The organism is Shewanella sp. POL2 (assembly GCF_000282755.1).
Lineage (GTDB): Bacteria > Pseudomonadota > Gammaproteobacteria > Enterobacterales > Shewanellaceae > Shewanella > Shewanella xiamenensis.
Genome location: NZ_AKZL01000023.1, coordinates 31,746 through 58,423 on the forward strand (window position 1 = coordinate 31,746; position 26,678 = coordinate 58,423).

27 protein-coding genes and 1 pseudogene are annotated in these 26,678 nt (G+C 45.6%); 18 read left to right on the forward strand and 10 right to left on the reverse strand.

The features are described 5' to 3' along the window. Positions 1–237: 237 nt before the first annotated feature. From SHEWPOL2_RS08205 to SHEWPOL2_RS08230, 6 genes are all read left to right on the forward strand, one after another. Positions 238–948 (forward strand): 5'-methylthioadenosine/adenosylhomocysteine nucleosidase, encoded by a 711-nt coding sequence (locus SHEWPOL2_RS08205; protein WP_037427597.1) that lies wholly within the window; start codon positions 238–240, stop codon positions 946–948. 31 nt (positions 949–979) lie between these two features. Next, the gene (locus SHEWPOL2_RS08210) at positions 980–1,969 is read left to right on the forward strand and encodes a cobalamin biosynthesis protein (protein ID WP_037427598.1); all 990 of its coding nucleotides are present in this window, start codon (positions 980–982) and stop codon (positions 1,967–1,969) included. 55 nt (positions 1,970–2,024) lie between these two features. Then, a complete protein-coding gene (locus SHEWPOL2_RS08215; RefSeq protein ID WP_037415657.1) occupies positions 2,025–2,402 on the forward strand; it encodes a DUF2721 domain-containing protein in 378 nt (125 codons plus the stop codon). After that, positions 2,399–3,025 (forward strand): trimeric intracellular cation channel family protein, encoded by a 627-nt coding sequence (locus tag SHEWPOL2_RS08220; protein ID WP_037427599.1) that lies wholly within the window; start codon positions 2,399–2,401, stop codon positions 3,023–3,025. Before SHEWPOL2_RS08215 ends, SHEWPOL2_RS08220 begins: the two co-directional genes overlap by 4 nt. A gap of 1 nt (position 3,026) precedes the next feature. After that, entirely contained in the window at positions 3,027–3,518 is a 492-nt protein-coding gene (locus SHEWPOL2_RS08225; protein ID WP_037415527.1) for a nuclear transport factor 2 family protein, read from the forward strand. A gap of 123 nt (positions 3,519–3,641) precedes the next feature. Continuing rightward, positions 3,642–4,070, forward strand: coding sequence for a hypothetical protein (locus SHEWPOL2_RS08230; RefSeq protein WP_037427601.1), 429 nt, complete (start codon positions 3,642–3,644; stop codon positions 4,068–4,070). Between the two features lie 160 nt (positions 4,071–4,230). On the opposite strand, the gene tyrS is transcribed toward SHEWPOL2_RS08230, so the two are convergent. After that, positions 4,231–5,427, reverse strand: coding sequence for a tyrosine--tRNA ligase (gene tyrS / locus SHEWPOL2_RS08235; protein ID WP_037415520.1), 1,197 nt, complete (start codon positions 5,425–5,427; stop codon positions 4,231–4,233). Positions 5,428–5,553: 126 nt separating this feature from the next. On the opposite strand from tyrS, the gene SHEWPOL2_RS08240 reads away from it, so the two are divergent. The 5 genes from SHEWPOL2_RS08240 to SHEWPOL2_RS08260 all read left to right on the forward strand — a co-directional run bounded on the left by SHEWPOL2_RS08240 (position 5,554) and on the right by SHEWPOL2_RS08260 (position 10,194). Then, positions 5,554–6,951: a peptidoglycan DD-metalloendopeptidase family protein gene (locus tag SHEWPOL2_RS08240; RefSeq protein ID WP_037427603.1), complete on the forward strand. Its 1,398-nt coding sequence runs from the start codon at positions 5,554–5,556 to the stop codon at positions 6,949–6,951. Between the two features lie 20 nt (positions 6,952–6,971). Beyond that, complete coding sequence (locus tag SHEWPOL2_RS08245) at positions 6,972–8,081, forward strand: anhydro-N-acetylmuramic acid kinase (protein WP_037415511.1); 1,110 nt, start codon at positions 6,972–6,974, stop codon at positions 8,079–8,081. Positions 8,082–8,487: 406 nt separating this feature from the next. Further along, entirely contained in the window at positions 8,488–9,183 is a 696-nt protein-coding gene (gene aqpZ / locus SHEWPOL2_RS08250) for an aquaporin Z (RefSeq protein ID WP_037427605.1), read from the forward strand. A gap of 156 nt (positions 9,184–9,339) precedes the next feature. Further along, the gene (locus tag SHEWPOL2_RS08255; RefSeq protein ID WP_037427606.1) at positions 9,340–9,720 is read left to right on the forward strand and encodes a DUF2750 domain-containing protein; all 381 of its coding nucleotides are present in this window, start codon (positions 9,340–9,342) and stop codon (positions 9,718–9,720) included. Positions 9,721–9,738: 18 nt separating this feature from the next. Continuing rightward, a complete protein-coding gene (locus SHEWPOL2_RS08260) occupies positions 9,739–10,194 on the forward strand; it encodes a hypothetical protein (protein ID WP_037415501.1) in 456 nt (151 codons plus the stop codon). Positions 10,195–10,298: 104 nt separating this feature from the next. On the opposite strand, the gene erpA is transcribed toward SHEWPOL2_RS08260, so the two are convergent. Together erpA and SHEWPOL2_RS08270 are read right to left on the reverse strand one after the other, a co-directional pair. After that, positions 10,299–10,649 (reverse strand): iron-sulfur cluster insertion protein ErpA, encoded by a 351-nt coding sequence (gene erpA / locus SHEWPOL2_RS08265; protein WP_011071517.1) that lies wholly within the window; start codon positions 10,647–10,649, stop codon positions 10,299–10,301. Continuing rightward, on the reverse strand, positions 10,642–11,448 hold the full coding sequence (locus SHEWPOL2_RS08270; protein WP_037427608.1) for a DUF6776 family protein: 807 nt from the start codon (positions 11,446–11,448) through the stop codon (positions 10,642–10,644). The genes erpA and SHEWPOL2_RS08270 overlap by 8 nt, the downstream gene beginning before the upstream one ends. Positions 11,449–11,522: 74 nt before the next feature. Between SHEWPOL2_RS08270 and SHEWPOL2_RS08275 the strand changes: the two genes are divergently transcribed. The 3 genes from SHEWPOL2_RS08275 (at position 11,523) to hemL (ending at position 15,796) form a co-directional block, all read left to right on the forward strand. After that, positions 11,523–13,247, forward strand: coding sequence for a chloride channel protein (locus tag SHEWPOL2_RS08275; RefSeq protein ID WP_037427625.1), 1,725 nt, complete (start codon positions 11,523–11,525; stop codon positions 13,245–13,247). 210 nt (positions 13,248–13,457) lie between these two features. Next, positions 13,458–14,477 (forward strand): aspartate carbamoyltransferase, encoded by a 1,020-nt coding sequence (locus SHEWPOL2_RS08280; protein WP_037427609.1) that lies wholly within the window; start codon positions 13,458–13,460, stop codon positions 14,475–14,477. Between the two features lie 26 nt (positions 14,478–14,503). After that, entirely contained in the window at positions 14,504–15,796 is a 1,293-nt protein-coding gene (gene hemL / locus SHEWPOL2_RS08285; RefSeq protein ID WP_037427610.1) for a glutamate-1-semialdehyde 2,1-aminomutase, read from the forward strand. An 87-nt stretch (positions 15,797–15,883) separates the two neighbouring features. On the opposite strand, the gene SHEWPOL2_RS08290 is transcribed toward hemL, so the two are convergent. Next, a complete protein-coding gene (locus tag SHEWPOL2_RS08290; protein WP_037427612.1) occupies positions 15,884–16,081 on the reverse strand; it encodes a hypothetical protein in 198 nt (65 codons plus the stop codon). A gap of 532 nt (positions 16,082–16,613) precedes the next feature. Here SHEWPOL2_RS08290 and nhaD point away from each other — a divergent pair. Continuing rightward, positions 16,614–17,861, forward strand: a complete 1,248-nt coding sequence (nhaD, locus tag SHEWPOL2_RS08295; RefSeq protein WP_037427613.1) for a sodium:proton antiporter NhaD — start codon at positions 16,614–16,616, stop codon at positions 17,859–17,861. 55 nt (positions 17,862–17,916) lie between these two features. Here nhaD and SHEWPOL2_RS08300 read toward each other — a convergent pair whose 3' ends face one another. Beyond that, on the reverse strand, positions 17,917–19,029 hold the full coding sequence (locus SHEWPOL2_RS08300; RefSeq protein WP_037427614.1) for a general secretion pathway protein GspB: 1,113 nt from the start codon (positions 19,027–19,029) through the stop codon (positions 17,917–17,919). After that, complete coding sequence (locus tag SHEWPOL2_RS08305; protein WP_037427616.1) at positions 19,029–20,696, reverse strand: AAA family ATPase; 1,668 nt, start codon at positions 20,694–20,696, stop codon at positions 19,029–19,031. Before SHEWPOL2_RS08305 ends, SHEWPOL2_RS08300 begins: the two co-directional genes overlap by 1 nt. A 174-nt stretch (positions 20,697–20,870) precedes the next feature. Between SHEWPOL2_RS08305 and SHEWPOL2_RS08310 the strand changes: the two genes are divergently transcribed. Together SHEWPOL2_RS08310 and SHEWPOL2_RS08315 are read left to right on the forward strand one after the other, a co-directional pair. Continuing rightward, positions 20,871–22,121, forward strand: a complete 1,251-nt coding sequence (locus SHEWPOL2_RS08310) for a multifunctional CCA addition/repair protein (protein ID WP_037427618.1) — start codon at positions 20,871–20,873, stop codon at positions 22,119–22,121. Positions 22,122–22,356: 235 nt separating this feature from the next. Then, entirely contained in the window at positions 22,357–22,623 is a 267-nt protein-coding gene (locus SHEWPOL2_RS08315; RefSeq protein ID WP_007650000.1) for an Lpp/OprI family alanine-zipper lipoprotein, read from the forward strand. 610 nt (positions 22,624–23,233) lie between these two features. On the opposite strand, the gene SHEWPOL2_RS08320 is transcribed toward SHEWPOL2_RS08315, so the two are convergent. From SHEWPOL2_RS08320 to folB, 4 genes are all read right to left on the reverse strand, one after another. Continuing rightward, entirely contained in the window at positions 23,234–24,073 is an 840-nt protein-coding gene (locus tag SHEWPOL2_RS08320) for a putative RNA methyltransferase (RefSeq protein ID WP_037427620.1), read from the reverse strand. Between the two features lie 84 nt (positions 24,074–24,157). Beyond that, the gene (locus SHEWPOL2_RS08325) at positions 24,158–24,958 is read right to left on the reverse strand and encodes an undecaprenyl-diphosphate phosphatase (protein WP_037415463.1); all 801 of its coding nucleotides are present in this window, start codon (positions 24,956–24,958) and stop codon (positions 24,158–24,160) included. 18 nt (positions 24,959–24,976) lie between these two features. Continuing rightward, positions 24,977–25,480, reverse strand: coding sequence for a 2-amino-4-hydroxy-6-hydroxymethyldihydropteridine diphosphokinase (gene folK, locus SHEWPOL2_RS08330; protein WP_037415460.1), 504 nt, complete (start codon positions 25,478–25,480; stop codon positions 24,977–24,979). Between the two features lie 48 nt (positions 25,481–25,528). Next, on the reverse strand, positions 25,529–25,879 hold the full coding sequence (folB, locus tag SHEWPOL2_RS08335) for a dihydroneopterin aldolase (RefSeq protein ID WP_037427622.1): 351 nt from the start codon (positions 25,877–25,879) through the stop codon (positions 25,529–25,531). A gap of 261 nt (positions 25,880–26,140) precedes the next feature. On the opposite strand from folB, the pseudogene plsY reads away from it, so the two are divergent. Then, a pseudogene (gene plsY / locus SHEWPOL2_RS08340) lies at positions 26,141–26,678 on the forward strand (glycerol-3-phosphate 1-O-acyltransferase PlsY); the annotation flags it as partial.

Sequence of the window (26,678 nt, forward strand, 5' to 3'; positions counted from 1 at the left end):
TTGTACCGCTGTAGCTGTGAGTCTAGGACTCGTACCCACGAGTCCACCATTTGCTTGTGAATTTTGGCGCACCTTAGGGTGCGCATTTTTTTACCCATTCGCCGTTTAACATTATCCCAATCAAGCAATCGCAATCCCACAATAACGTCAAAGCATAACTGTGGTATATTAGCCGCCATTCTGTTATCCCACTCTTTTAGTGGCATCACACATTCAGTTGAATCAAAAGGGTCTCCCATGAAAATTGGTATTATTGGCGCAATGGAGCCAGAAGTTGCCCATCTTATTGCGGCTATGACAAACGCCTCTTCGCAAACGATTGCGGGTATTGAATTTATCGCTGGCACCTTAGCGGGAAAAGACGTTGTAGTGACGCGCTCTGGTATTGGTAAAGTCGCCGCTAGTATTGCCACCACGCTGCTGATTGAGAAATACGCCCCCGATGCAGTAATCAACACAGGTTCTGCGGGTGGTTTTGTCGATTCACTGTCGATTGGCGATATCGTGATTTCATCCGAAGTGCGCCACCACGATGTGGATGTCACCGCATTTGGTTACGAAATAGGCCAAATGGCGCAGCAACCCGCAGCCTTTATTCCAGCGCCATACTTAGTCGAAGCAGCCAATAAGGCCATCGCACAATTAGGCGAAGTGAAAGCGATTGAAGGCTTAATCTGTACTGGCGATAGCTTTATTTGCGATCCAGTACGTACCAAGACCATGTTGGAGCACTTCCCAACCATGGCGGCCTGTGAGATGGAAGGCGCGGCAATTGCTCAAGTGTGCCACCAATTTGGCGTGCCATTTGTGGTGATTCGCTCACTCTCTGACAACGCCAACAACGACTCCCCCGTCGACTTTGATTCTTACATTGTGAAGGCAGGCTACCATTCAGCATTGATGGTAATGTTGCTGCTTGAGCAATTAGATCCAAACTCAGTAAAGTAATTGACTAAAGCATGATTGCGGAAAGTACCTGATGCACAGTTCTTTTTATCAACAACTTGTCGAAATTGATGGCGCTTTGTTTGAGGGCTTCTTGGTACTTTTCTTTGCTTTATTACTGGCGCGTTTAGCGCCATTGCCAAGGGAAATGCAGCCACTGATTTGGTTTAGTCACTTAGCCAAACAGCTCGCCGCTAAAGTAAACCGCCCTGAGCGCTCACCAAGCCAGCAAGCAACGGCTGGCTTTTTGGCCATGCTGCTCTTAGTGTTCCCCTTTTGGGCGATTATTACCTTTTTGCTCGAGCTCGCGGCTTTCCCTTGGTTTTTTGAGTTTTTAGTACTCTATCTGTGTTTGAGTGATGCAGGCTTTAGCCAAGTCGCCGACGAAATCGCTAAGGCATTAAAACGCGAGGATAATGCCAGCGCAAAAAAGCTATTACAGCCGTGGGTTGTCCGTGATACGGATAACCTATCGGAAGTGGGCTTAACCAAAGCGACGATTGAAAAATTGGCTACAGCGCCAATTTACGGTACGGCTTCGACTATCTTCTTCTTTGCGATCGCGGGTGCGCCTATGGTGCTGGCGGTCAGAATGATTAAACAACTCGAGCTCAGCTGGCCACCTATACAACCTAAATATCAGCATTTTTGCAGTACTGTGAATATTATCTCAACGGTACTACTGGCAATACCCGCTTGGTTATGGAGCCTGTCTATTGCGATTCAGGGTGGCCCTAAAGCCTTGGCATTGCTGTTTCGCACCTCTAAAAATCATCCCGCCCTACGGGGTTATGTGATGAGTGTGTCCTTAGTGGCGAATATTTTACGGATTGAATTAGGCGGACCGCAGAAGTTTTCGGGGCAACGCATTGATGTAGCAAAGATAGTCTATGGCCCACAGCCGCACCATGAGAGTATTACCCCCGCAGTAAAACTCACCTCACGCGCCTGCGCAATTTGGTTTAGTTTTATCACGCTTCTTCCCTTCCTTTGGGCGGGTTTACGCTGGCTACAAACCCTGTGATATGATGCCTCTCATCTTAACATTAGGTTAAAGGCTGACTATCTTGTTCGAAAACATGCATGTCTCATTAACAACTCCTGCGTTGTTATTTCCGGCAATTTCTTTGCTATTACTTGCTTATACCAACCGATTCTTTGCACTGGCAGCATTGATCCGTCAGTTAAGTAACGGCGACAAACCCGTGCATCAGGATCAGATTAAAAACTTAAGTCAGCGGATCAGGATTATTCGCCGCATGCAGGAAGCTGGTGTATCGAGTTTTGCCCTGTGTGTGCTCTGTATGATTTTTATTTATATCGGTTTTAACAAGACTGGCTCCATCATCTTTGGTGCCAGCTTGTTACTCCTACTTTATTCACTGATTTTATCTGTCATTGAAATTCGTATTTCTGTGGATGCGCTGAATATCCATATCAAAGAGATGAGTAAATGAACCATTGGATTTACTTCTTCGATTTATGTGGCACGGCAGTATTTGCTCTGTCTGGCGCCTTAGCTGCAGGACGTCATCGCATGGACCCCTTTGGGGTGATAGTGCTTGCATCGGTCACAGCTGTAGGTGGTGGCAGTATCCGTGATGCGCTGATTGGCGCCACACCCGTGTTTTGGATCCGCGACCCGAACTACATCATAGTCATACTCGCCACTGTCCTAGCTTGTTTGCTGTTAGTACGCCGACCACGCAAGATGCCGGAGTATACGCTCCCCGTAGCTGATGCCTTAGGTTTAGCCCTGTTCACTGTGATTGGTGCAGAAAAAGCCCTCAATATGGGGCTAAGTGGCATGATTGCCGTCGTGATGGGCTTGATCACAGGCGTTGGAGGAGGCATTATTCGAGACTTACTGTGCCGACAAATCCCTATGGTGTTGCGCACAGAAATCTATGCCACGGCCTCAATTATCGGCGGTATTGGTTATACCGTAAGCTTAGCCTTGGGTATGGGCGAAAAAACGGCACTGTTTTTAGCCATGACCAGTGCATTAATGATCCGCCTATGCGCCATCAAATGGCATTTGTCGTTACCCGCCTTTGATCTCAAAACCAAGAGGGAATAGTTTGCGAATATTGTGTCTTTTAGTCTGCCTTATGTTTATTCCAGCGCTGTTTCCTGTGTCTGTACATGCAAACTCAGGGGAAATGCCTGCGGAACAACAGTTAGCCATCAAATATATGAACGCGCTCACTGAACACGACTATAAAACACTCGGCAAATTCTATAACCGCGATAGTATTTTCTTCGATAAGACTGCCAATCGTAAATACACGGGTGGTCGTTTTATTATCGACTTTTTCGAGCGCGCCCATGAGGGAGTGCTCGAATATGATTTTAATATCGAGCATATGTATAACGCGGGCTCATTAGTGGTGATGATTGGTAACTATCACTTTAAGGGGCCAGGGGAGCAATTTGGTAAGCCCGGCAAAATCATTGATGTCGCTATCCCTGGCGTGACTAGCCTTAAACTTGATATGCGCAACCATAGAGTCGCAGAGCATGTGGATCTGATTGACTATCAGACCATGTCAGACCAATTAGCGATGCAATAATCACAAAATTTCGCTTTGATTGAAACTTGAGCCATAAAAATGAGTCGAAATCTACAATGAGTCATGCGACCGAACCATGGCGCTGAATGCCTAATTCGTTCGTTTAGTTTCAATGAGGTTTGTATGAAGTTTTTTGGACTGATTGCCCTGCTCGCCCTAAATGCTTTGATACTCGTGCCCAACGCACAAGCGCAGCAGCCGATTATTGTTTCCTATGCGGTGCAACCTGTAAGCCATTTCAATCAACAACTGCGTGTTGCCCAAGCACAACATCAAGCTTGGAGTGAAGATCCCAAAACCATAAGTAACCAATACGCGGGGCAAAAGTTCACCCTAGTTCGGACCCAGCCGACAAAGTATGGAATATTGACCTATCAAGTGAGTGAAATATCTAAACAACATCCACAAATGCTGTTGATTTTATCACTCAAAAAAGATGCCCAACGCTGGCAGGTCGATTCAGCTCAACTAGCTTGGAAGTGTCGTGATGGCCAGCATTTTGGCACCGACAGATGTAATATTGGTGAACATGAGGCCAGTACGGCACCTTAAGCCTGCATCTCACATGTAGCCAGCACCAGATAAAATACAGAGATAAAAAGAGCGCCCTTAGGCGCTCTTTTTACTACTTGGTAAGTACTTATTAACCGTAATAAGCACTTATTCACTGTACTCGAGTCGTGATATTCGATTCAAGCTAAACTCAGATTAGTTAAACCAGAGTCACTTTCGCAAACTTACGCTTACCGACTTGGAATACGGCAACCGTGCCAGCGCTTAAGGTCATACGGCTATCGTCAACCTTCTCACCATCCATCTTCACCGCGCCTTGCTTGATCATACGCATCGCATCGGAAGTCGAACCCACTAAGTCGGCATCTTTAAGTAAGTTAGCAATCGCTAAGCCTTCACCCGCCGCTAATTCAACCTCTGGGATATCATCAGGGATAGCACCCTTTTGAAAACGGTCGATAAAGGCTTGATGGGCACTTTCAGCGGCGGCTTCGTCGTGGAAGCGCGCAATGATTTCCTTCGCGAGTGCAATCTTGGTATCACGAGGGTTAGCACCGTTGGCTATATCTTGTTTGAACTGTTCAATCTCGGCCAAAGGACGGAATGACAGCAACTCAAAGTAGCGCCACATTAATTCGTCAGAAATCGACATGATCTTGCCGAACATTTCATTGGCGGGCTCACTCACACCAATGTAGTTGTGCGCCGATTTAGACATCTTCTTCACGCCATCTAAACCTTCAAGCAGTGGCATCATAATCACAGCTTGTGGTTTTTGGCCTTCGGCTTTCTGTAACTCACGACCCATTAATAGGTTGAACTTCTGGTCAGTCCCCCCTAATTCAACGTCGGCCTTGAGCGCTACAGAGTCATATCCTTGCAGTAGCGGATACATAAATTCGTGGATAGCGATTGATTGACCCGATGCATAACGCTTCTTAAAGTCATCACGTTCCATCATACGAGCAACAGTTTGCTGCGAGGCTAAACGAATCATCCCAGCCGCACCTAATGGCTCTAACCAGCTCGAGTTGAACTCGATACGCGTTTTTGCAGGATCAAGGATTTTATAGACCTGCTCTTTATAGGTCTCGGCATTGGCTAACACTTGCTCACGGGTAAGCGGTGGACGGGTACTATTTTTACCACTTGGATCACCCACCATACCGGTAAAGTCACCAATTAAGAAAATGACCTCATGACCTAACTCTTGGAATAATCTTAACTTATTTAAAATTACTGTGTGTCCAAGATGGATATCCGGTGCGGTAGGATCTGCGCCTAACTTGATACGAAGTGGACGTCCTTCTTTGAGTTTTTCCAGCAGATCCGATTCGAGTAGGATCTCGTCGGTACCACGTCTAATTTCTGCTAATACTTGGTCTAAATCAGCCATCTCGGCGGGGACTCCTAAGGCCATAGTCATAAAATGAGGAGACTTATGTTACTTGTTAGCCACCACAATTGAAAGTGTGTACACTAACGGGATTATTCAAGCCTTAGGTTATCGGTATCGGCGTCAATGGGAAAGGTTATAACGTTATTTAAATTGTTGCCTAAAAAGCATCAAATTCTCCTCAGCATTCTTTCTGTTATCACAATGATAACCTTGCTCTTTCCATCTGAAGAAGCCCAAGCTTCAAGACAAACTCAAGGTATTGCAGATCATCAAGTCAACACCCGTTACGATGTGCCCTTAGCCTTTCGCTCACCAGAGCGTCCAGAAGGTATTGAAGGACAAACACAGGATGAGGCAAATCAAGCCACAGCCTTGTCTTCAGTAGACGCGTTAGCTGCGGGTAATCATTCAGCCCCCGAAACCCTAGAGAGCGCCCACCATAGGGATGTTGAGCATTTTAATGTTAAGAATGGCGATACTTTAGCCGCCGTTTTTGAGCGAGCAGGACTCACCAGCAAAGATGTATATGAAATCACTCAGTTACCGCTCGCCAAACAGAATCTATTAAAGATCATTCCCGGCGAAGAAATTGTGATCTCTAAGGACGTCAATGGTGATTTAACCGAAGTGCGCTACCGTGTTGATGCGATATCAACCTTAGTGATCACTAAAGATCACGACAGGTATTTTGAAAAAATCACCGAAAAAGACATTGAAATTCGCACTCAATTCACCAGCGCGAAAATTAAGAGTAACTTCTGGAACGCTGCCGTAGATGCGGGCTTAAATGCTAACCAAATTATGCAACTCTCGACCGTGTTTGGCTGGGATATCGACTTTGCCTTAGATTTACGCGAGGGCGATAGCTTCGCCATTATCTATGAGCAAGAGTATGCCGAAGGCGAGTTTTTACGTAATGGCAATATCTTAGCTGCGGAGTTTATTAACCAAGATGAGCGCTACACTGCAGTGCGCTACACCGACGGTAACTACTATTCCGAAAATGGCACAAGTATGCGTAAGGCATTCTTACGCTCACCGGTTGACTTTAAATATGTCAGTTCAAACTTTAATCCTAGACGCCTGCATCCAGTGACAGGACAAGTTAAAGCTCATCGTGGTGTTGACTATGTTGCCGCAATTGGCACCCCCATTAAAGCGGCAGGCAATGGGCGAGTTATCGAATCCGGCTACAATCAATTTAATGGTAACTATGTGTTCATTAAGCACAACGATACCTACACGACCAAGTATTTACATTTGACCAAGCGTAATGTCAGCAAAGGGGCTAGCGTTAAGCAGGGGCAAATTATTGGCACATTAGGCAAAACAGGACGCGTCACGGGTGCTCACCTACACTATGAATTTATCGTCAATGGGGTGCACCGCAATCCAAGAACAGTGGATTTGCCCAAGGCCGAATCAATCGCCCGTAAAGAAAAATCTCAATTCGATACTATCAGCAAACAGTTGATGGCAAGCATTTCACAGAACAAGCAAACCCAATTGGCGATGCAATAACGACGGATGGACCCCATCAAATGAACAAGGCTTATTATATTGGACTGATGTCAGGCACCAGTATGGATGGTGTCGATGCTGTGCTAGTCGACTTTGCGGGCGAACAGCCGCAGCTGATTGCAACGCATACCGAGGCGATCCCGAGCCATTTGCTCAAAGGATTACAACGCCTGTGTCTGCCAGGCAATGATGAAATTAACCGCCTTGGCCGCCTAGACCGCAGTGTTGGCAAATTATTTGCTCTTGCAGTCAATAACTTGCTCGCCAAAGCCCTGATAGCCAAAGAAGACATCATAGCCATTGGTAGCCATGGCCAAACTGTGCGCCATATGCCAAATCTTGAGGTAGGTTTTACCCTGCAGATTGGCGATCCCAACACCATAGCAACCGAAACGGGCATAGATGTGATTGCCGATTTTCGCCGCAAAGACATCGCCTTAGGCGGCCAAGGCGCGCCATTAGTGCCCGCTTTTCACCAGCAAACCTTTGCCCAAGTCGGAAAAAAACGCATCATCCTCAATATTGGTGGTATTGCCAATATCACCTATCTGCCGGGTAATAGCGATGAAGTCTTAGGTTTTGATACTGGGCCGGGCAACACCTTAATTGATGCCTGGATTCAGCAAGTAAAGAATGAACCCTATGACAAAAATGGTACTTGGGCAGCATCGGGTAAAACCGATCAACAGCTACTCGCGCAATTGTTGTCGCACCCTTATTTCTCCCTTGCTTATCCAAAGAGTACTGGGCGAGAACTATTTAATCAGGCCTGGTTAGAGCAGCAATTATCGGCGTTTAATCAATTAGATGAAGAAGATATTCAATCGACACTGCTCGATTTAACCTGTCACAGTATTGCCCGCGACATCCTTAAACTCGCCCAAGCAGGGGAATTATTTGTCTGTGGTGGTGGCGCTTTCAATGGCGAGCTAATGCAGCGTTTAGCGGAGTTACTGCCGAATTATCATATCAATACCACCTCTGCACTCGGAGTCGATCCTAAATGGGCCGAAGGCATCGCCTTTGCATGGCTTGCGATGCGCCATCACTTAGGCCTGCCAGCCAATCTACCTGCCGTCACTGGCGCTTCCCGCGAAGCCGTTTTGGGTGGACGTTTTAGCGCTAAGTAATATTAATGGACACAAATGCTCTTGAGTATTTGTGTCCTGATGATTCTCTTCTTCTATCGACTAAATCACTTTTAATAAAGCCAATTCAAAAACACCGCCAACAACCAATATCCCCTCACATTAAAGTTATCTTTGTCTTTGATATTAATCTAAATACTTAAAACCCATCTATGCTTGATCACAGTTGTGTCATGCAAACTTGCTAAAGTGGTTGTTAACTAAGCCGTAAACATGCAAAGCCAGGTTGTGATGGTCTATAGAGATCCGAACAATCTGCGGGCACAACACTTCAATTAAGGGAATGGTTATTTATCTAGCTACACTTAACCAGCAAGATAAACAATGGTTTATGCAATGGCGTCAAAAAGCCATACCGACATAAATCGACTGAATAGGAAATCAATCAATGAATATGTCACAAAAAATGGCGGCAGAATTTTTGGGCACTTTGTGGCTGGTGCTCGGTGGCTGTGGCAGCGCAGTACTGGCAGCAGCTTTTCCTGAGGTGGGGATAGGCTTACTCGGAGTGTCACTCGCCTTTGGCTTAACCGTTCTCACTATGGCCTTCGCGATTGGTCATATCTCAGGTTGCCACCTCAACCCGGCGGTATCATTTGGACTCTGGGCTGGCGGACGTTTTCCAGCATCGGAACTGTTGCCTTATATCATTGCCCAAGTAGCGGGTGGTATTGTCGGTGCAGGTGTATTGTATTTAATCGCCTCAGGGCAAGAAGGTTTTAGTCTCGCGGCAGGTTTTGCTTCTAATGGCTTTGGTGAACATTCTCCAGGCGGCTATAGCATGATATCGGTAATGATCTGCGAAATTGTAATGACCTTATTTTTTCTACTCGTCATTTTAGGCTCAACCGATGAACGAGCGCCTAAAGGCTTTGCCCCGATCGCTATTGGTTTATGCTTAACCCTAATCCACCTTATCAGTATTCCTGTATCTAACACCTCAGTAAATCCTGCCCGCAGCACAGGCCCAGCGCTATTTGTTGGTGATTGGGCCGTCTCACAATTATGGCTATTTTGGGCAGCTCCGATCATTGGCGCCATTTTAGCGGGCGTTATCTACCGTTATTTCAACGCTGCCAAGTAATCCCTCTATGCCAACAGCGCTTTAGCTGCGCTGTTGTGCTTTTTCAAACTCCGCTCTAATGTTACCATCTTGGCAACTGGTGAGTTTTGCTGTGCCCACGTTTTTACTTTTGTGGCACGACAGGCTTCGCCCTATTCACGCATAAGAGATATTTTCATGAGCAAGACTGTTAAAACCTTTGCAGAAGCCGCTGGCATGACTCCAGAAGCGCGTTACGACTACCTCGTTGAACAAATCAAGCAACATAAAGTGTTATGGACGCTTCAAGATCAAGATGGTTGCGTGATGCTAACCACTGAAGATGAAGACTGTATCCCAATGTGGCCAACCGAAGAAGCGGCTGAATCTTGGGCCGTCGATGATTGGAGCGACTGCCAAACCTTAGCGATTCCCTATGATGAATGGCATGAACGATGGGTACCTGGCATGGAAGATGACGGTCTGTTCGTTGCCGTATTCCCTGTACAGGACGACTTAGGTGTGGTGATCCCACCCTATGAATTAGATCAACGTTTAGTCACTAAACAAAGCCACTAATCCACAAGGGCAAACCCAATGTCGCTGAGCGAGCAAGAATCCTCTTTGGCAACGCAGGCTACGCCACCCTTGGCAAAAGCCCGTTTACCTAAACGCTTAATTGCTTTGCTGCTACTTTATGTCGCAGCATCGGTAAGCGGTTTAATCGCCAAACAAGGGGTACTTTTCTGCCTGTTAACCCTATTGATGGTGCTCGGGATTATAGGTCGCCAAAAGGCTGGGCTAATTATGCTAAGAGGTTATACCTTAGTGCAGTTAGCATTAGTAAGTATGCTGCCAGTACTGTTATACGATCCTGACAACCTCGTCGCAGGACCAACCACAGTGCACCTTGGCCAGTGGCAGGGGAAACTACCTGACTATGTGATTTTTACTGTGTTGATTGTCTTATCTTTATTGCAGGTTTGGATCGCATTCGATAAGGACGTTAAAGCTTGGTTTAAGCCCAAGTTAAACCTCAATATTATGAACTAACGGCCTATACCAACGCAGCTCAGTAGATCATTACCAATAAAAAAGCCGTCTTGTCGACGGCTTTTTTATTTTCTATATCAGCTAACTACATTTGTAACACAAGCTTATACAGAGAAACTTGCACCACAGCCACAGGTGGTTGTGGCATTAGGGTTCTTCACAAAGAAACGCGAACCTTCGAGACCTGAAGTGTAATCCACTTCACCGCCAACGAGGTATTGTAAGCTCATGGGATCGACGACCAATTGGACGCCTTGTTTCTCAACAGTGAAGTCGCCTTCATTGACCTTTTCATCAAAGGTAAAGCCGTACTGAAATCCAGAACAACCACCGCCAGTAACATACACGCGTAGCTTAAGTGCAGGATTTTGCTCTTCTTCCAACAAGCCTTTTACCTTAGCGGCTGCCGCATCGGTAAATTTAATTGGCATTGTTGCGTCAGCTTGATCAGTCATTACTACCTCTTACATCAGTTTTCTGGGGCAAATTATCCGTTACCTGACTATTTTGTTCAAGTATTACCCGCGGTTCTTTTTCACCCTGTAATAATTCAGGGACACTATAGACATGTTCTGTCTGCGAATTTTTAGTCCAGCGGCTCGAAGGCACCACCACTTTCACTTTGACTTGCACCACATTAAAGCCAGCTGGCACAGTAACTTTGGTATCTATGACCTGAAAATAGCGAAAATCAAATTCAAGCTTAGAACCCGTGAGTTTGTTCACACTTAACTCAACAGATTTACCATCTTGCACACCAATAAGCGTGATTTCGGTGCGGCCTTGAATCGCCTGCTTACGTTTTTGCAGCTGAGTCAAAATCAGTTTGAAATTATATTCATCAACCAAGGCCCCTGGCGTCATTTCTAGGCCATGGATAGCCACACCTTCAGCGTTGTCATCTGGTGACATAATGCTGCGATAAAAGGCTAATTCGTGCTCTAGCTCTTTTTGTTTTTCCATCTGCTGTGCAAACATATCTTGCATTTGCGCATTGGCTTCGCGTTCGACAGATAGCTCTAAATTGCGGGTAGCGAGTTCCTGGGTTTGCAACTCAAGTTCAGCGGTAACACGTTGTAATTTACCCCCACCAATGTGCTTCACGACAGCTTCATCACTATTTAATACAATAAAGCTCACCCAAGCGCCCAATAAAAATGCTACAAAAACTAATAGCAATAAATACTTGGTCGATGGACGATACTTTAAATCCATGACTTGCAGCCGGTCTAGCCAACGATGATAATTTGGCATTAGGTAACAGCCCCTTATATAAAATACAATCAACTCAAGAACGAGTTCGATACAATACAACTCAGGCCAATGCAGTGCAATTAACGATAAATAAAGCCGCGATTCAAGACGCTATCAGCACAGCTAAAAAGTACTTAACTAACGAGCTGCGTGATCATTTATCTCAAGCCAAGATCAGTGTGCAGCTGTGCTTACTGGCCTTGTTATTCGCCATCTTCGCCTCCTGCGTGATCCTGTTGTTTCGACTCTTGCTCCTGTGGGCAAACCATTACACCCAAATCGAGACGCAGGATTTTACGGGTAACATCACCGACTGGCGAGCATTGTTGCCACTTTTTGGCGCCTTGTTGATCTGGATTGTCGCCAAACTCGGCTCCAAACGTTACAAGCGCATGGGGATTGCCTATGTATTACATAGGGTTAAATTGCACTATGGCAAAATTCCGCTGCAATCTGCCGCAGGGCAATTTTTTCAGACCTTGTTTGCCTTAGGGACTAATTTTTCGGTGGGCCGTGAAGGCCCCGCCATTCACCTTGGCGCCGTAAGTGCCAGTGTTTTAGCCGAAAAATTTAATCTTCCCGATAATAGTGTGCGGATTATGTGCGCCAGCGGCATTGCCGCGGGGATTGCCGCCACCTTTAACGCCCCACTAGCAGCAGTGATATTTGTACTCGAAGTGATAGTGCGCGAATACAAGGTGCATTACTTCTTCCCGATTATGCTGTCCGCCATTTGTGGTGCGGTTTCCAGCCAGCTGGTTTTTGGTAATGTGCACGAGTTTGATCGTATTCAAGTAATCCATATTCCGTTGGATCACTATCCCATTTTAGCCTTGGGCGGCATTGCACTGGGCTGCGCCGCCGCCGTCTTCAACTACGCGCTCCTTAAAGTCACCGCCACTGGGCAAAACTGGCCACTGATTTATCGGCTCTTGCTGGCGGGCAGTATCACTACGCTGATTGGATTAATCTTGCCCCAAGCTCTCGGTACCGGGGATTTAGCGATCAGTGAAGCCATTAGCGAGCATCCCAGTTTATTGCTGTTAATCGCCCTGCTTGCCGCAAAGATTATTGCGACGATTGCGGCGATAGGGCTTGGGATCCCGGGCGGATTGATTGGCCCGCTCTACGGCATCGGCGCCTTAATCGGTGCCATCTTAGCCTTAGTCAGTGCGATGTTATTCCCTTCGATTGCGCCTTACGTTGGCCTCTATACAGTGATAGGCATGACTGCCATGATGGGCGTTTGCCTAAGTGCGCCGCTCGCTGCATTAGTCGCGCTGCTCGAAATGACCAACGATGCCAGTATTATTCTGCCCGCGATGTTTGTCACAGCTCCCGCATTTTTGATTGCCTATCAAGGTTTTAAAACTAACTCTATCTTCTTCAAGCAGTTAGAAATTATGGGCTTAGGCTATAAAGTGGCCCCCGTGAATCTGGCGCTACAGAAAAAAGGCGTACGCGCCCTGATGGATAAGCGCTTCGTTATCGTTAACAACAACGATGAGCTACTGCTCGAGGTGTTAAAACGCGCCGAAGGTCGCCCTGTGTTAGTACGTAATGCCGATGGGGTAATAGAAATGCTCAGCCTTGAGATGCAATCCTTTGATGACAACATCACCCTCTCACGCCATCCCATGCAGGGACTGAGTGATACCAAAACCTTAGATGAGGTCTATTCAATACTGTCACCCAAGCGCAGCGGTGAAGTCTTTATCTATCAAGACACGCCAGATAACGTGGTAGGGGTGATTAGTTGGTCGAACCTACAGCAAGAAATTCGCTCAGGCCAAGTCTAAGCCAAGTCACAGACTAAACAGTCAACCAAGAGTGGATTGGATTCACAAAATCCTGTTGTTTCACTGTAAAAATACACTACAGAGGCAAGGGTACTATTTCGCTGCCTTGGTGCATCTGTTACAATCGCGCCTCAGCCACCCTACATAACATTAGGGCTACGAGCGCAATATCTGCACTTGAACGCCCCCTAGCAATTGGAAAACAGGCTGATGAACCAGTTCGAAGGATCCCACATCCTCTCCGTAAACCAGTTAGATCTTGATTCAATCCAAACTATTTTTAATGTCGCCCACCGCATGATGCCCTATGCACTTCGTGAGAAGCGCACAAAAGTGCTCGAAGGCGCCATTTTAGGTAACCTGTTTTTCGAGCCAAGTACCCGTACCCGCGTGAGTTTTGGCTGTGCCTTTAACTTACTCGGCGGCCATGTGCGTGAAACCACAGGTATGGCCTCTTCGTCCTTATCTAAAGGTGAATCCCTGTACGATACCGCCCGCGTACTCTCGACCTACTCCGATGTGATTGCGATGCGCCACCCTGACTCTTACTCTGTCAAAGAGTTTGCCGAAGGTAGCCGCGTCCCAGTGATCAACGGTGGTGATGGTTCGAACGAGCACCCAACCCAAGCCTTGCTCGATTTGTTTACCATTCAAAAGGAGTTAGGTCATGCGGGCCGCGGTATCGATGGCATGCATATCGCCATGGTCGGTGACTTAAAATTTGGCCGCACCGTGCATTCATTGTCACGCCTGCTGTGCATGTATAAGAACATCAGCTTCACACTGATTTCACCAGCTGAATTAGCTATGCCTGATTATGTGATCTCAGACATTGAAAATGCTGGCCATAGCATCAAAATAACAGACCAGCTTGAAGGCCACTTAGATAAAGCAGATATTCTTTATCTGACTCGCATTCAAGAAGAGCGCTTCCCATCTCAGGAAGAAGCAAACAAATACCGCGGTAAATTCCGTTTGAATCGCAGTATTTACACCCAACATTGCAAATCTAACACTGTGATCATGCACCCACTGCCACGGGATTCGCGAGCACAAGCTAATGAGTTAGATAATGATTTAAACAGCCATCCTAATCTCGCTATCTTCAGACAGGCGGACAATGGACTGTTAATTCGTATGGCACTGTTTGCATTGACACTCGGGGTTGACTCACAACTCGAAAAATATGAGTGTCCTGTTAATTGGTATTCACGTAAAGCCGATCGCTAATCGGCTACATACTTTAAGGACTTAACATGACCCGTTCCGAAGCGCTATTTGAACAGGCTAAAAAAACCATCCCCGGCGGTGTTAACTCTCCGGTTCGTGCATTTAACGGTGTAGGTGGCTCACCCCTGTTTATTGAAAAAGCTGATGGCGCTTATATTTACGATGCCGATGGTAAAGCTTATATCGACTATGTCGGCTCTTGGGGCCCGATGATCCTCGGCCACAACCATCCGAAGATCCGTGAAGCCGTATTGGCTGCGGTACATAATGGTCTGTCTTTTGGCGCGCCGACCGAGCTTGAAGTACAAATGGCTGAGAAAGTGATCGCCATGGTGCCTTCTATCGAGCAAGTCCGTATGGTGAGCTCAGGTACTGAAGCAACCATGAGTGCCATTCGCTTAGCGCGCGGTTTTACTAATCGTGACAAGATCTTAAAATTTGAAGGTTGCTACCATGGTCACGCTGACTGTCTATTAGTTAAAGCAGGTTCCGGTGCATTAACCTTAGGCCAACCCAGCTCTCCTGGTATTCCTGAAGATTTCGCAAAGCACACCTTAACTGCTGTGTATAACGATCTGGATTCTGTTCGTTCGCTGTTCGAGCAATATCCAACTGAAATTTCTTGCATCATTATCGAACCCGTTGCTGGCAACATGAACTGCATTCCACCTATCCCAGGCTTCCTCGAAGGTCTGCGTAGCCTGTGTGATGAGTTTGGTGCGCTGCTGATTATCGACGAAGTGATGACAGGTTTCCGAGTATCAAGAAGTGGCGCTCAAGGTCACTATGGCGTTACACCAGACTTAACCACACTCGGTAAAGTCATCGGTGGCGGTATGCCTGTAGGTGCATTTGGTGGTCGTAAAGATGTGATGCAGTTTATCGCACCAACTGGCCCTGTATACCAAGCAGGCACGCTTTCAGGTAACCCTATTGCGATGTCAGCGGGTCTAGCACAAATGGAAGCGCTGTGTGAAGAAGGTCTGTACGAAGCGCTGAGCGCTAAAACCAAGCGCATCGCCGAAGGCTTTAAAGCGGCGGCTGATAAGCACGGCATCCCAATGGCGATCAACTATGTTGGCGGTATGTTCGGCTTCTTCTTTACTGAGCAAGAGCAGATCACTCGCTTCGACCAAGTGACTAAGTGCAATATTGAGCACTTCCGCACTTTCTACCATGGCATGTTAGATGAAGGCGTTTACTTAGCACCGAGTGCTTATGAAGCTGGCTTCCTGTCGATGGCCCATGGCGAAGAAGAATTGCGCCTCACGCTTGAAGCGGCTGATCGCGTATTAGCTCGCATGAAAGCGGCAATGTAAGCGAGCGCTTAAAATATCAAGGGACGCATTAGCGTCCCTTTTTCTTACTTAGCTTTTGAAAGTAATATTGTGCAAATCTTAGCCCAATCAATAGCTATCGGACTTTTTTGAACCTAAGGCCGACTTAAAGATAATCGCTGCGACTAAGGCTTGTAGAGTTAACGTGAGGTGATCAATCACTAAGCTAGGATTGTGGAATATACCCAAAGCAAGTAATTGTTTACCACTGTAGATCAGCCAAACCAAAGAGCCTAAGAGTAAGAGACTCCGGAGTACAAAGTTCATTTTGCAACATCCTCAAAATACAACATCCAGTGTCCTAACGATAAAAGAGGCACAAGATACCGCTCACTTTCTGTTCGGTCAATATTTCGACGTGGTCATATCTGTGACTCACTCAGCACATTCCGTACAATTGTCGGTAATAAACTCAAATCCAGCATCTAATTTGAACCATTGAATTTTCAATCAGAATTTTCTCTCTAAAGAAAAATTAATTGCAGGATCGATAAAATAACGGCTTAGACTTTAATCGTAGATCTTACTTTACACTCAATAACCAACCCGAAATAAACAACATAAAAAACCAACAAAAAACCACAAGACAGTATTTAAAACTAAAAACACACCCAAACAACTGAGATACACATCACAAAGCAACGCAAAACTGAGTTGCAGCTAACAGTTGCGTTATTCGCGCCATTATGTTCTGATCCGCACGCGTTAACACGGCAAACTTAATTAAGCCTTGATAATGCCACTCAATAGCTCGCCTTTGGCCTGCCACGACATTAAAACAGCAGTTGGAATTGCAGTTATGCTATATACCTTTCTGATCATACTGGCACTGCTTGCATTGCTCAGTATTATTTTTGAAGAAGTAACCCACCTTAATAAAGCAAAAACCACCTTATTCTTTGGCTGTATTTCATGGGTAGCACTATTCATGGCTGCTGGAGATCCTAGCCATGAGAAGTTAGTTGCTCATCAACTCAATGAAAACTTGCTTGAAATTGCCACCTTGTGGCTATTTTTAATGTCGACAATGACCTTTGTGGCCTATCTTAACGCCAAAGGTATGATTCAAATCATGGTGCAGAAGCTCTTTCCACAAAAGGTTTCTGTTCGGTTATTGATGATACAAGTCGCATTATTCTCGCTAATTCTGTCCGCCTTTTGTGATAACGTCACTGCTACATTGGTTTCTTTGGGTTTGTTAACCACCTTTAAACTCGATAAACAAATGCGTCGCAGAATGGCGGTGTTGATTATTTTCGCAGTGAACTCAGGTGGTGTAGCATTGATCACTGGTGACGTCACCACGCTGATGATCTTCCTCGCGGGTCACGTGCATATCTCCGAACTGTTAATGCTGTTCATCCCATCAGCCGTGAGTGTCGTTTTACTGGCAACGCTCTTTTCGCTAAAAGCTGAAGGTATCGTCTCAACAACCCCAATTAAACATAGTTATCAAACGGTTGATCTACTGATTGCCCTCGTGTTCTTCTGCACGATTTTAATGACCATGTTACTCAACATTTTGTTTGGCATCCCTCCAGTACTGACCTTCTTAACCGGTCTGTCCATCATGTTCCTGATTGGTCATACAACGCGCAGCGATAAAGAAGAAATCAAGATCCTTGAATATATCCGCCAAGTTGAATATGACACTTTGTTATTCTTCTTAGGGATTTTATTGCTAGTTGGCATGCTTAAAGAAATCGGCACCTTAGATATGCTGACCGAGGCCTATGCCCTATTTAATCCAAATATCTCAAACTTTGTCACAGGCATGGGTTCAGCTCTTATCGATAACGTGCCACTCACTGCTGCCCTATTAAAAGCAGAACCTGTACTCAACACTCCAGAATGGTTAGGCTTAACCTACAGTGTGGGCGTAGGTGGTTCATTGTTAGTGATTGGTTCGGCTGCGGGTATCGTCGCCATGAGCAAAGTAAAAGAGCTCACTTTTGTAAGCTACTTGAAATATGTACCTGCACTATTCCTATGCTACTGTGTTGGCTATGGCTTAACTTTATTCCTCGCATATAACTTCTTTGCTTAATTTAAAACGATAAACAAAAGGCGCCAACAGGCGCCTTTTGTCTTAAGAGAATGCCTTACATCGCCGGAACCCTAAACTGTGTTCCTTGAATGTCTAAAACGACATCCCGCGGACGAATGGCAATGATCTTTAACTTACCACCAATCATATCGCCTTCCTGTAACTCGGCACCGTCAACGTTTAACCAACGCTGACTCGCATCCGTCGAATAAACATGGGCAACAATATTAAATTCCGGTACTTGTAGTTGTAATCCCGCAGGCAGTTGCCCGTATTTAGGAATATCGCCATTTTCCGTTTTAGGGATAGGATCAAGCTTAGGCTCAGTCACAGGTGTTTTAGCCGCTTTGACATATTCCACCTCTTTCAGTGCATCTTGGAAGGTCGCGACCAATTCATCATCTTGACGACTCTGCGCCGTATCCAAGCCAACATCCGTCGCCGCAGCATTAACTTGTTGACGCAGCGCCTCAAGTGTTGCTAACCCTTGACGATTAGCATTCGCGCCCAACATTATTGGTTCAGGATCGGCAAACTCTTGCGCCAGCTCCCCATTTTCGGCCGGTGATGGCTGGGCGCGAGTTGTTTCATCTAAGGCTGCTGACGTCGCAAGATAGTCATCATAACTAGGATCAGCATTTGAGGAAGTATTTGTAGCGACAACCTGAGACGAATCTACGTTCGGATAAGCTTGTGCGCTTAAAGGCACATCATTTAATACCTGCTCCCTGGGCAAAGCGACTTTCCCAGCTAATCGAAATCCTGCGGCGTTCCCCTGAATAACAGTATCTTCCTGCGTGGCAACCGTAGTGGCTGCACTTACTGGGTCATTTAAGGATGCGTTCCGGTTAGCCTGACTCGTTGAGACAGAGCTATCAGAACCTGTATTTGAAGCATGCTGAGTTATCACTGTGCCCGTTTGAAGATCACTTCTATTATCATCATTAGCCTTCAAGGGCATCATTGAATTGACCTGTTGCCAATGCGCAACGCCCCATGCCACACCGATACCAAGAGTAATCGCAACGGCAAGCAGCGACAATTTTGCAGCAGGGAAAGAAGCCTTGCGTGGCGCAGGATAACTTGCCCTCGGCGTTAATACCGCATCGGGTAAAGGTGAAGCTTGCTGTTGTTTATTACGGGTTACCGCGTCGAGTAAGATAGACATTAACTCTGGGCTCCATTATCGGTTAGGCGCGGCCCTTGATCACTTAAATACAAATTCAGTCTCACTAACGTTTGATTGCCTGCAATACCGTCAGCCTTCAACCCATGTTGGCTTTGAAAGGCTTTAAGATCATTCTCCAACTTAAGATCAAATTGGCTGACTCGGCGTGAAGGTCGTTTAGCCACATGGGCAAGCGCATTCTCCAGCCACTGTAATTGCCCAGGGCTCGATTTTTGGCTAATTTCCAGCATAGGTAAATTGGGGGCCTGCCAGAGAATTTCAAAGGTGCCGCTAAAGTGTTGATTGAACCAAGCTCTATCAACCCAAAGCTGCTGCTCGCCCAATTGCATCAATAGCTGATCACCATCAACTGCAATGACAGCACCATAAAAATCTTGTTGATTATCATCAACTAAATATACAACGGCAGGATAATTTAGCCGCGTAATCGACATCCAATTTCCCTGCTGTTGATAACATGACAGCCCCTGCTCCCGTGCAGACTGACAGGCTGTGAGGCCTTTAAATGGGACTTTGCCCCACACATTAAAAAGACCTGCAAAGGCGGTATCAATACTTCGACTTTGTTTGATAGCCTCCTGTAATACCCGCAGACTGGGGTCAGCCGCCACAACAGTATTTTGCACTTGAGTGAGTGCTGGTACAGTATTATTTACTGGCGTTTGGCTTTGCTGAACAGAATTGTCAGCTACAACTGTTTGTTTGTCGTGGGTCACAGGCTCGGTCGTCACATTGGCAACAGCAAGTTTATCCGTAAACAACCAATAGGATACTCCAAAAGCTAATACCAATGCGGCGGCGATAGCACTTGGCCACAGATACTTATGCTGCTGTGGTTCTTCTTCGCCTAATACTTCAGCCGCAGCTTGTCTCACCATATGGTGATCAATGGGCACCTTAGATTGTGCGTAACCCGCCATCAAAGCACGTTCACACAGCAAGTTAATTAATCGCGGAATGCCGCCACTGTATTTGTGCAGCACTTTAATGGCTTTACGGGTAAATAGCGGTTCAAAACGACCCGCCACCTGTAAACGGTGCAAAACGTAGAGTGCGATTTCATCTTCATTAAGCGGCAATAGATGATAACGAGCAGTGATCCGCTGGGCTAATTGCCGCAGTTCTTGTCGTTTGAGTAGCAGCTGCAGTTCAGGTTGGCCAATCAAAATGACTTGCAGCAGTTTTTTCGTATCGGTCTCGAGATTGGTGAGCAACCTTAATTGCTCTAATACTTCGGCACGCAGATGCTGCGCCTCATCGATGATGAGAACGGTATTGCGGCCTTTCTCATGATTGGCCAGTAAGAAACGACTCAGATGGTCAGTGAGCTGTTTAAGGGTTGGGTTTTCACCATAGCTAATCTTCAATTCATCACAGAGTGTAGCGAGTAATTCCAACTCCGTCAGCGAAGGATTTAAGATAAACGCCGTATCGGTATGATCGGGTAATTGCCCAAGCAAACAACGAGATACTGTTGTCTTCCCTGTGCCGACCTCTCCCGTTAGTAACACAAAGCCACCCGTCTCACCCAACCCGTAGGTTAAATGGGCTAAGGCTTCTCTGTGTCTGTCACTCAAGAATAAATAATGTGGATTGGGTGCAATCGAAAAAGGGTTATCACTGAGTCCATAAAAGGCCTTGTACATACCACCAATCATCCTAAGCTAAAAATAACGCCCCACGTTAAAACGTCCAAAGGATATTGTCAAAGCATCAGCAATATGGATGTGACATTCTAATAAATATCTACACTCTAGTTCGCCTTGCAATGGCATCATCATGATAAGCTATGCCTATGGCACACTCGCTAGAATAATCCTGTGAAAATTTACTTAGTTGGCGGCGCTGTACGAGACAGCCTGCTAAACCTTCCAATAAAAGATAAAGATTATATGGTTGTCGGCGCCACTCCTGAGCAAATGCAGCAATTGGGCTATCGCCAAGTAGGTAAAGACTTCCCGGTCTTTTTACACCCTAAAACCCAGCAAGAATATGCGTTAGCGCGTACGGAGCGTAAAGTGGGTTTGGGTTATGGTGGTTTTAGCTGTTATGCCAGTCCCGATGTTACCCTAGAGCAAGATTTGCTAAGACGCGATCTCACTATTAACGCGATTGCCCAAGATGAAGAAGGCAATTTGTATGATCCCTATAATGGTGTCGCGGACATACAGGCACGGCAACTGCGGCATGTGTCAACAGCCTTTGCAGAAGATCCTTTAAGGGTGTTACGAGTGGCACGCTTTGCCGCACGTTTTCATAGTTTAGGTTTCAAGATTGCTACAGAAACCATGTCCTTGATGCAGCATATGAGCCAAACCGAGGAATTAACGGCGCTTACGCCTGAGCGCGTTTGGCAAGAAGTCGATAAAAGTCTCGGCGGCCCCAATCCAGAGATTTTTTTCCAAGTGCTGCGGCAATGCGGTGCATTGAAAATCCTATTCCCCGAAATTGATGCACTTTTTGGTATCCCACAACCGGAAAAGTGGCACCCTGAGATAGATACAGGTCTGCATACTCTGATGGTGTTAACACAGGCAACATTACTGACTCAAGACAAAGCGGTACGCTTTGCAGCTTTAGTGCACGATCTGGGTAAGGCATTAAGCCCCAAAGAACACTGGCCTAAACACCATGGCCATGGACAAAAAGGATTACCCGTCATTAAAAAACTGTGTGAACGGTTACGAGTCCCTAACGAGTATCGCGACCTCGCTCTATTGGTTAGTGATCTGCACCAAAACGTACACCAAGCATTTGAATTAAGAGCCGAGACAATTGTTAAAGTCTTCGATAAAGCCAATTTTTGGCGTAAACCAGACCGACTAAATCAACTCCTATTGGCTTGTATCGCCGATATGCGAGGGCGCACAGGCTTCGAGCATCAAGCCTACCCGCAAAGTGACTACCTTAATGCGTGTTTTTTAGCCGCTAATAATGTGGATATAAAAGCCATCATCGCAGCAGGATTTCAGGGAGGACAGATAAAACAAGCGCTCAATTTGAGGCGGATTGATAACGTCGAGCAAGTGAAACTCAACTGGCCACACCAACAAGCCAAACTGACGCCATAAAATTGTAATTTTTTTGTAAACACATAAACACTTTCTAGTAAATGGGACACCATTTTTCGATGAGAAATGACGATATAACCGGGAAAAAACGCTTTTAAAAAAAAATTTATATGTCTATAGTGGTTAAACGCATTAATATTCGTAGCAAATTAAAATAGCTATGTCATAATTAGGCAGTTTCGATTACCAAGTGACGAAACATTCAAATCCAACCTATTTTAAGGGATTTTTTACAATGAACAAAAAAGTACTGATGATTGCTGGTTTAGCAATGACTGCCCTACTAGGTGGTTGTGCAAACACTACTGCTCTGGAAGAAAGCGTTGCAACTCTGGGCAACAAAGTTGATCAATTGTCAGCTGATGTTGGCTCTCTGAAATCAGAGCAAAGCAAACTGTCTGCAGACGTTAAAGATGCTAAAGCAGCAGCTATGGACGCACAAGCAGAAGCTAAACGCGCTAACGACCGTCTAGACAACGTTGCTTCTCGTTACAAGAAGTAATGATAGGTAATTAACCTGTAATTCATCAGGTTAAGATCAAAGGCTTGAGAGAGATGAAAGCGAATAGCACATCGATCCAAGCCTTTTTTTATGGTTGATTGTCAGCTTTCACAAGCTAATTCCGTAATAAGCCAAGCTGTGTTGAATAACTGAAATTTAGCTAATGCTTATTAGCTTCACAAACCAAACTCTCAGCTTGACATCAAGATAAACTCTTATCGAAAGAAAACGACTTTCCAGTATTAATCATTCTTAAACTGGTATATCCATCGTAAAATCGATTTTTCACTTTTCATAATCCTCTCCCCTGTTCTCACTAAAAACGTTATTTTTATTAAATCTCTTAACGGGTATTTTAATGAAAGTACAACAGCGCAAACTCAAGCAATTTGCGAGACAAAAGCAGTTAAGAGGTTATATCTGTAATGAACGACGGCTGAATAAATACAAACTCCAAGGCATGCAGTCTTGGATTAACATGAAAGCAACATAAAAGCTCGATTATTATCATGCACTTGCATTATTCACTCTACAGAAGCATCAAGAAATAGAATACCTAAGCTTATGAATAGGTTAAAAAACATCCAATAGGATTATTTATTTTAGCGAGTTAAGCTCTGATTAAAGACTTTTGCGCTAAGACTAAAATAAAGTCAATTTCTAGATTATTGAATACTTGAGTCCGAATAAGGTGTTTGACTTTATCCGATGCACGCCACGCATAAGGTGTCATATCAAGCAATACCAAAACTTGTTCACCTGTTATCGATAAACTAAATTGCACTCGCTGCTGCTCTTTTACGATTAACCCAGTAGGTAAATTTATTTGGACTGATTTTTCAATGAGTTCTGGATAAATGAGCGTCTTGAGTTGCCATAAATGCCGAGCACCTGGGATCACCTGCAACATAAGCCCTTGCTCTTTAAGCACGCGGACGCATTCTTTTCCCTTCAACGGCTTATCGACAACAGTAATAAAATCGAAGCAATTATCTGCAAAGGGTAACGCTTTGGATGTACTGAGATAGAGCGATGCTGGCGTTTGCGCTTTAGCTGCAGCAAAAATAGTATTTTCTGCATCCGAAACGCCACTGTAGTGGACGTTCATCCCATTTGTCAGCCTTGACAGCAACGAAGATAACGCACGTAAATAAAAGCCCTCAGCACACTCGTAGTCCAACAAACAATCATCAGCCTGTAAATGCGCAGCAATCATCTCACCCATTTTGTCGATTAAAGGCGTAAAAATCCCTGACTCGAGTAAGAACCGTTTAGCTCTGACCTGTTGACGACTATCCCCCGTCGGCTTTTGACGAGCAGGCTTAGTGAACACCCAATATCCAGCTTCATTCTTATCAAAATGGTGCTTATTCGCACAATAAAAACCTTGGGACGCCTGATGTTGCATCAGTGGCAAACTACAGGTAGGACATTGATATTGAAGGCTCATAAACAACTCCAAATACGAAAATTCATGCCTAAAAACACAAAAATCGGGTACTTGACCCGATTTTTTGGCAAAAGAGCGAGTGCATTATAAGAAGATAAATCCACACAACACAGCACCAAGGGCAAGACGATAAATAACGAAAGGCGTCATACCCATGCGGCTAATGATTTTCAAGAAATAATGTATACACAGATAAGCCGCAGCGAAAGAAATCACAGTGCCTAGTGTAAGCGCTTGATAGTCAATGGGAAGCGGGCTTTCAGCCAAATCTTTACCCACTAAAATAGCCGCGCCTAAGCTGACAGGTACAGACATCAAGAACGAGAAACGCGCAGCAGCATCGCGGCTAAGACCTAACATCAGCGCCGCGGTCATCGTCGCACCTGAGCGAGATGTCCCCGGGATTAACGCCAGCGCCTGAGCAAAACCAATTAATAATGCCTTGCGCCACCCCGTTTGATAAACCGTCAAATCACGGCGTGACATCTTATCCGCCCACCAAAGCAGCAAACCAAAGACCACTGTTGTCACAGCAATAACGCCGGCATTGCGTAAATGGGTTTCGATAAAGTCTTTGGCCATAAAACCAAAAAATACCGCAGGTAAAGTAGCAAGAATAATCCACCATGCCAGTTTGCTATCGTCAGAATGCTGACCTTTAACCATGCTGGCAATCCACGCCTTAAACATAGCCCAAAGTTCATGCCTAAAATAAATCACTACGGCAAACAATGAACCTGTATTAACGGCAACATCGAAGGATAACCCTTGATCTTCCCAGCCTAAAAGCTGTGCAGGTAGGATAAGGTGCGCCGAACTTGAAATGGGGAGGAACTCTGTTAATCCTTGAATTAACGCTAAAATAATTACCTGAAACGTATCCATGACAATCCTATCAATCAATTAAAAAGTCAGTCCAAAAGGCCATTCAAAGGCCACCGGCCACAGCTTTTGTGACGTTTTATCATATTCATCCCACATTGCAGCATAGGTTTTTAGCTGCAATGGGTGAATCAAATTGGGGGCGATTTCCGCTAAAGGCCAAAGCACAAAAGCATTACTGACAATTTCGGCGCGGGGCAGTACCACAGGGGTCTGACAAACGACATCATCGTAGAGCAATAGGTCAATATCTAAGGTTCTTGGACTAAACTTTTTGGCCCCCACCAACCGGCCGTGATTTTGCTCGATTTGCTTAAACTGCGCAACTACCTCAGCAATATTCAGACTCGTTTGTGCACAGACCACCATGTTTAAAAAGTTGGTACCATTAAATCCAACCGCTTCACTCTCGTACATTGAGGAGAGTTGCAGCGGGCCAAAGTATTCCCGTAAGGACAGCAAGCCCGCCTTAAGGTAGCGAGTGGGTTCTATATTACTACCTAAACTAATGTATATACGTGCCATACGAATGTCCGAACCGTCCAAACCGAAAACCCGAATCTAAAGATTCAATTAACGTGAGCGCTCAATCTCAACCCCAACAGAAGCGGCTGAAGGGACAGCACCTGGCTTCATCACCACCACTTTTACCCAACTCACCTTAAACTCGGTCAGCAAACACAGGGCAATCCGCTCGGCAACCGTCTCAATCAACTCAATGGGCTTTTCGGTAATGAGCTGAGTCAGGCGATTCGATACCGTCTCATAGCAGAGCGCGTATTGATAATCGTCTGTTACCGCTGCGGCCTTATTATCCCAAGCCATATCCAGATCTAAAAACAAGCTTTGGTGAATTTTCTTTTCCCATTCATAGACGCCAATCACAGTATCAATACGTAATTGTCGAATAAGCACTTTATCCATATTAATTCCTACTCACTCATACCAATGAGGTCTGATAAGCTAAACGCCATAGAGTCTGTATAATCCACCGTTCAATTGAACGACTAATTTACTTTCTACTCGGGCCAATCCGAAGTAGGATAACGCCCAAAAGGATTTGTTCGTTCAGAAACTATCGCAACCTGATAAGTTGCGTAATCGCCATCGCTTATGACTGAATGCTTGCCAAGTGGCCGTTAAATTGTGGCGCGATAATACCTTAAGACGTGTAAGGAAACCAATGTGAGTCAATTAACACTGACACTTTTGATGATTGTGGCCGCCTATTTAGCCGGTTCTGTCTCAAGTGCTGTGCTAGTGTGTAGGATAAGAGGCCTTCCCGACCCAAGAACGCAGGGTTCGGGCAACCCCGGAGCAACCAATGTGCTGCGCATTGGCGGCGCAAGTTCGGCTGCCATGGTGTTATTTTTCGACATGCTGAAGGGTGCTCTACCAACGTATCTTGCCTATTTAATGGGAATTGACGCCATTTCCCTCGGCCTTATCGCAATCGCCGCCTGTCTTGGCCATATCTATCCGATCTTTTTTGGTTTTAAAGGTGGCAAAGGCGTTGCAACAGCGTTTGGAGCCATGGCACCAATTGGTGATGACTTGGCCATCTGTTTGATGGCATCTTGGGTCGCCTTAGTCTTGATTAGCCGCTACTCTTCCCTTGCTGCCATTATTACCGCATTGCTTGCACCACTTTATACTTGGTGGCTTTGACGATAGGTTTACCATTCCAGTTGCGATGCTCTCGACCCTGATAATCATTCGCCAT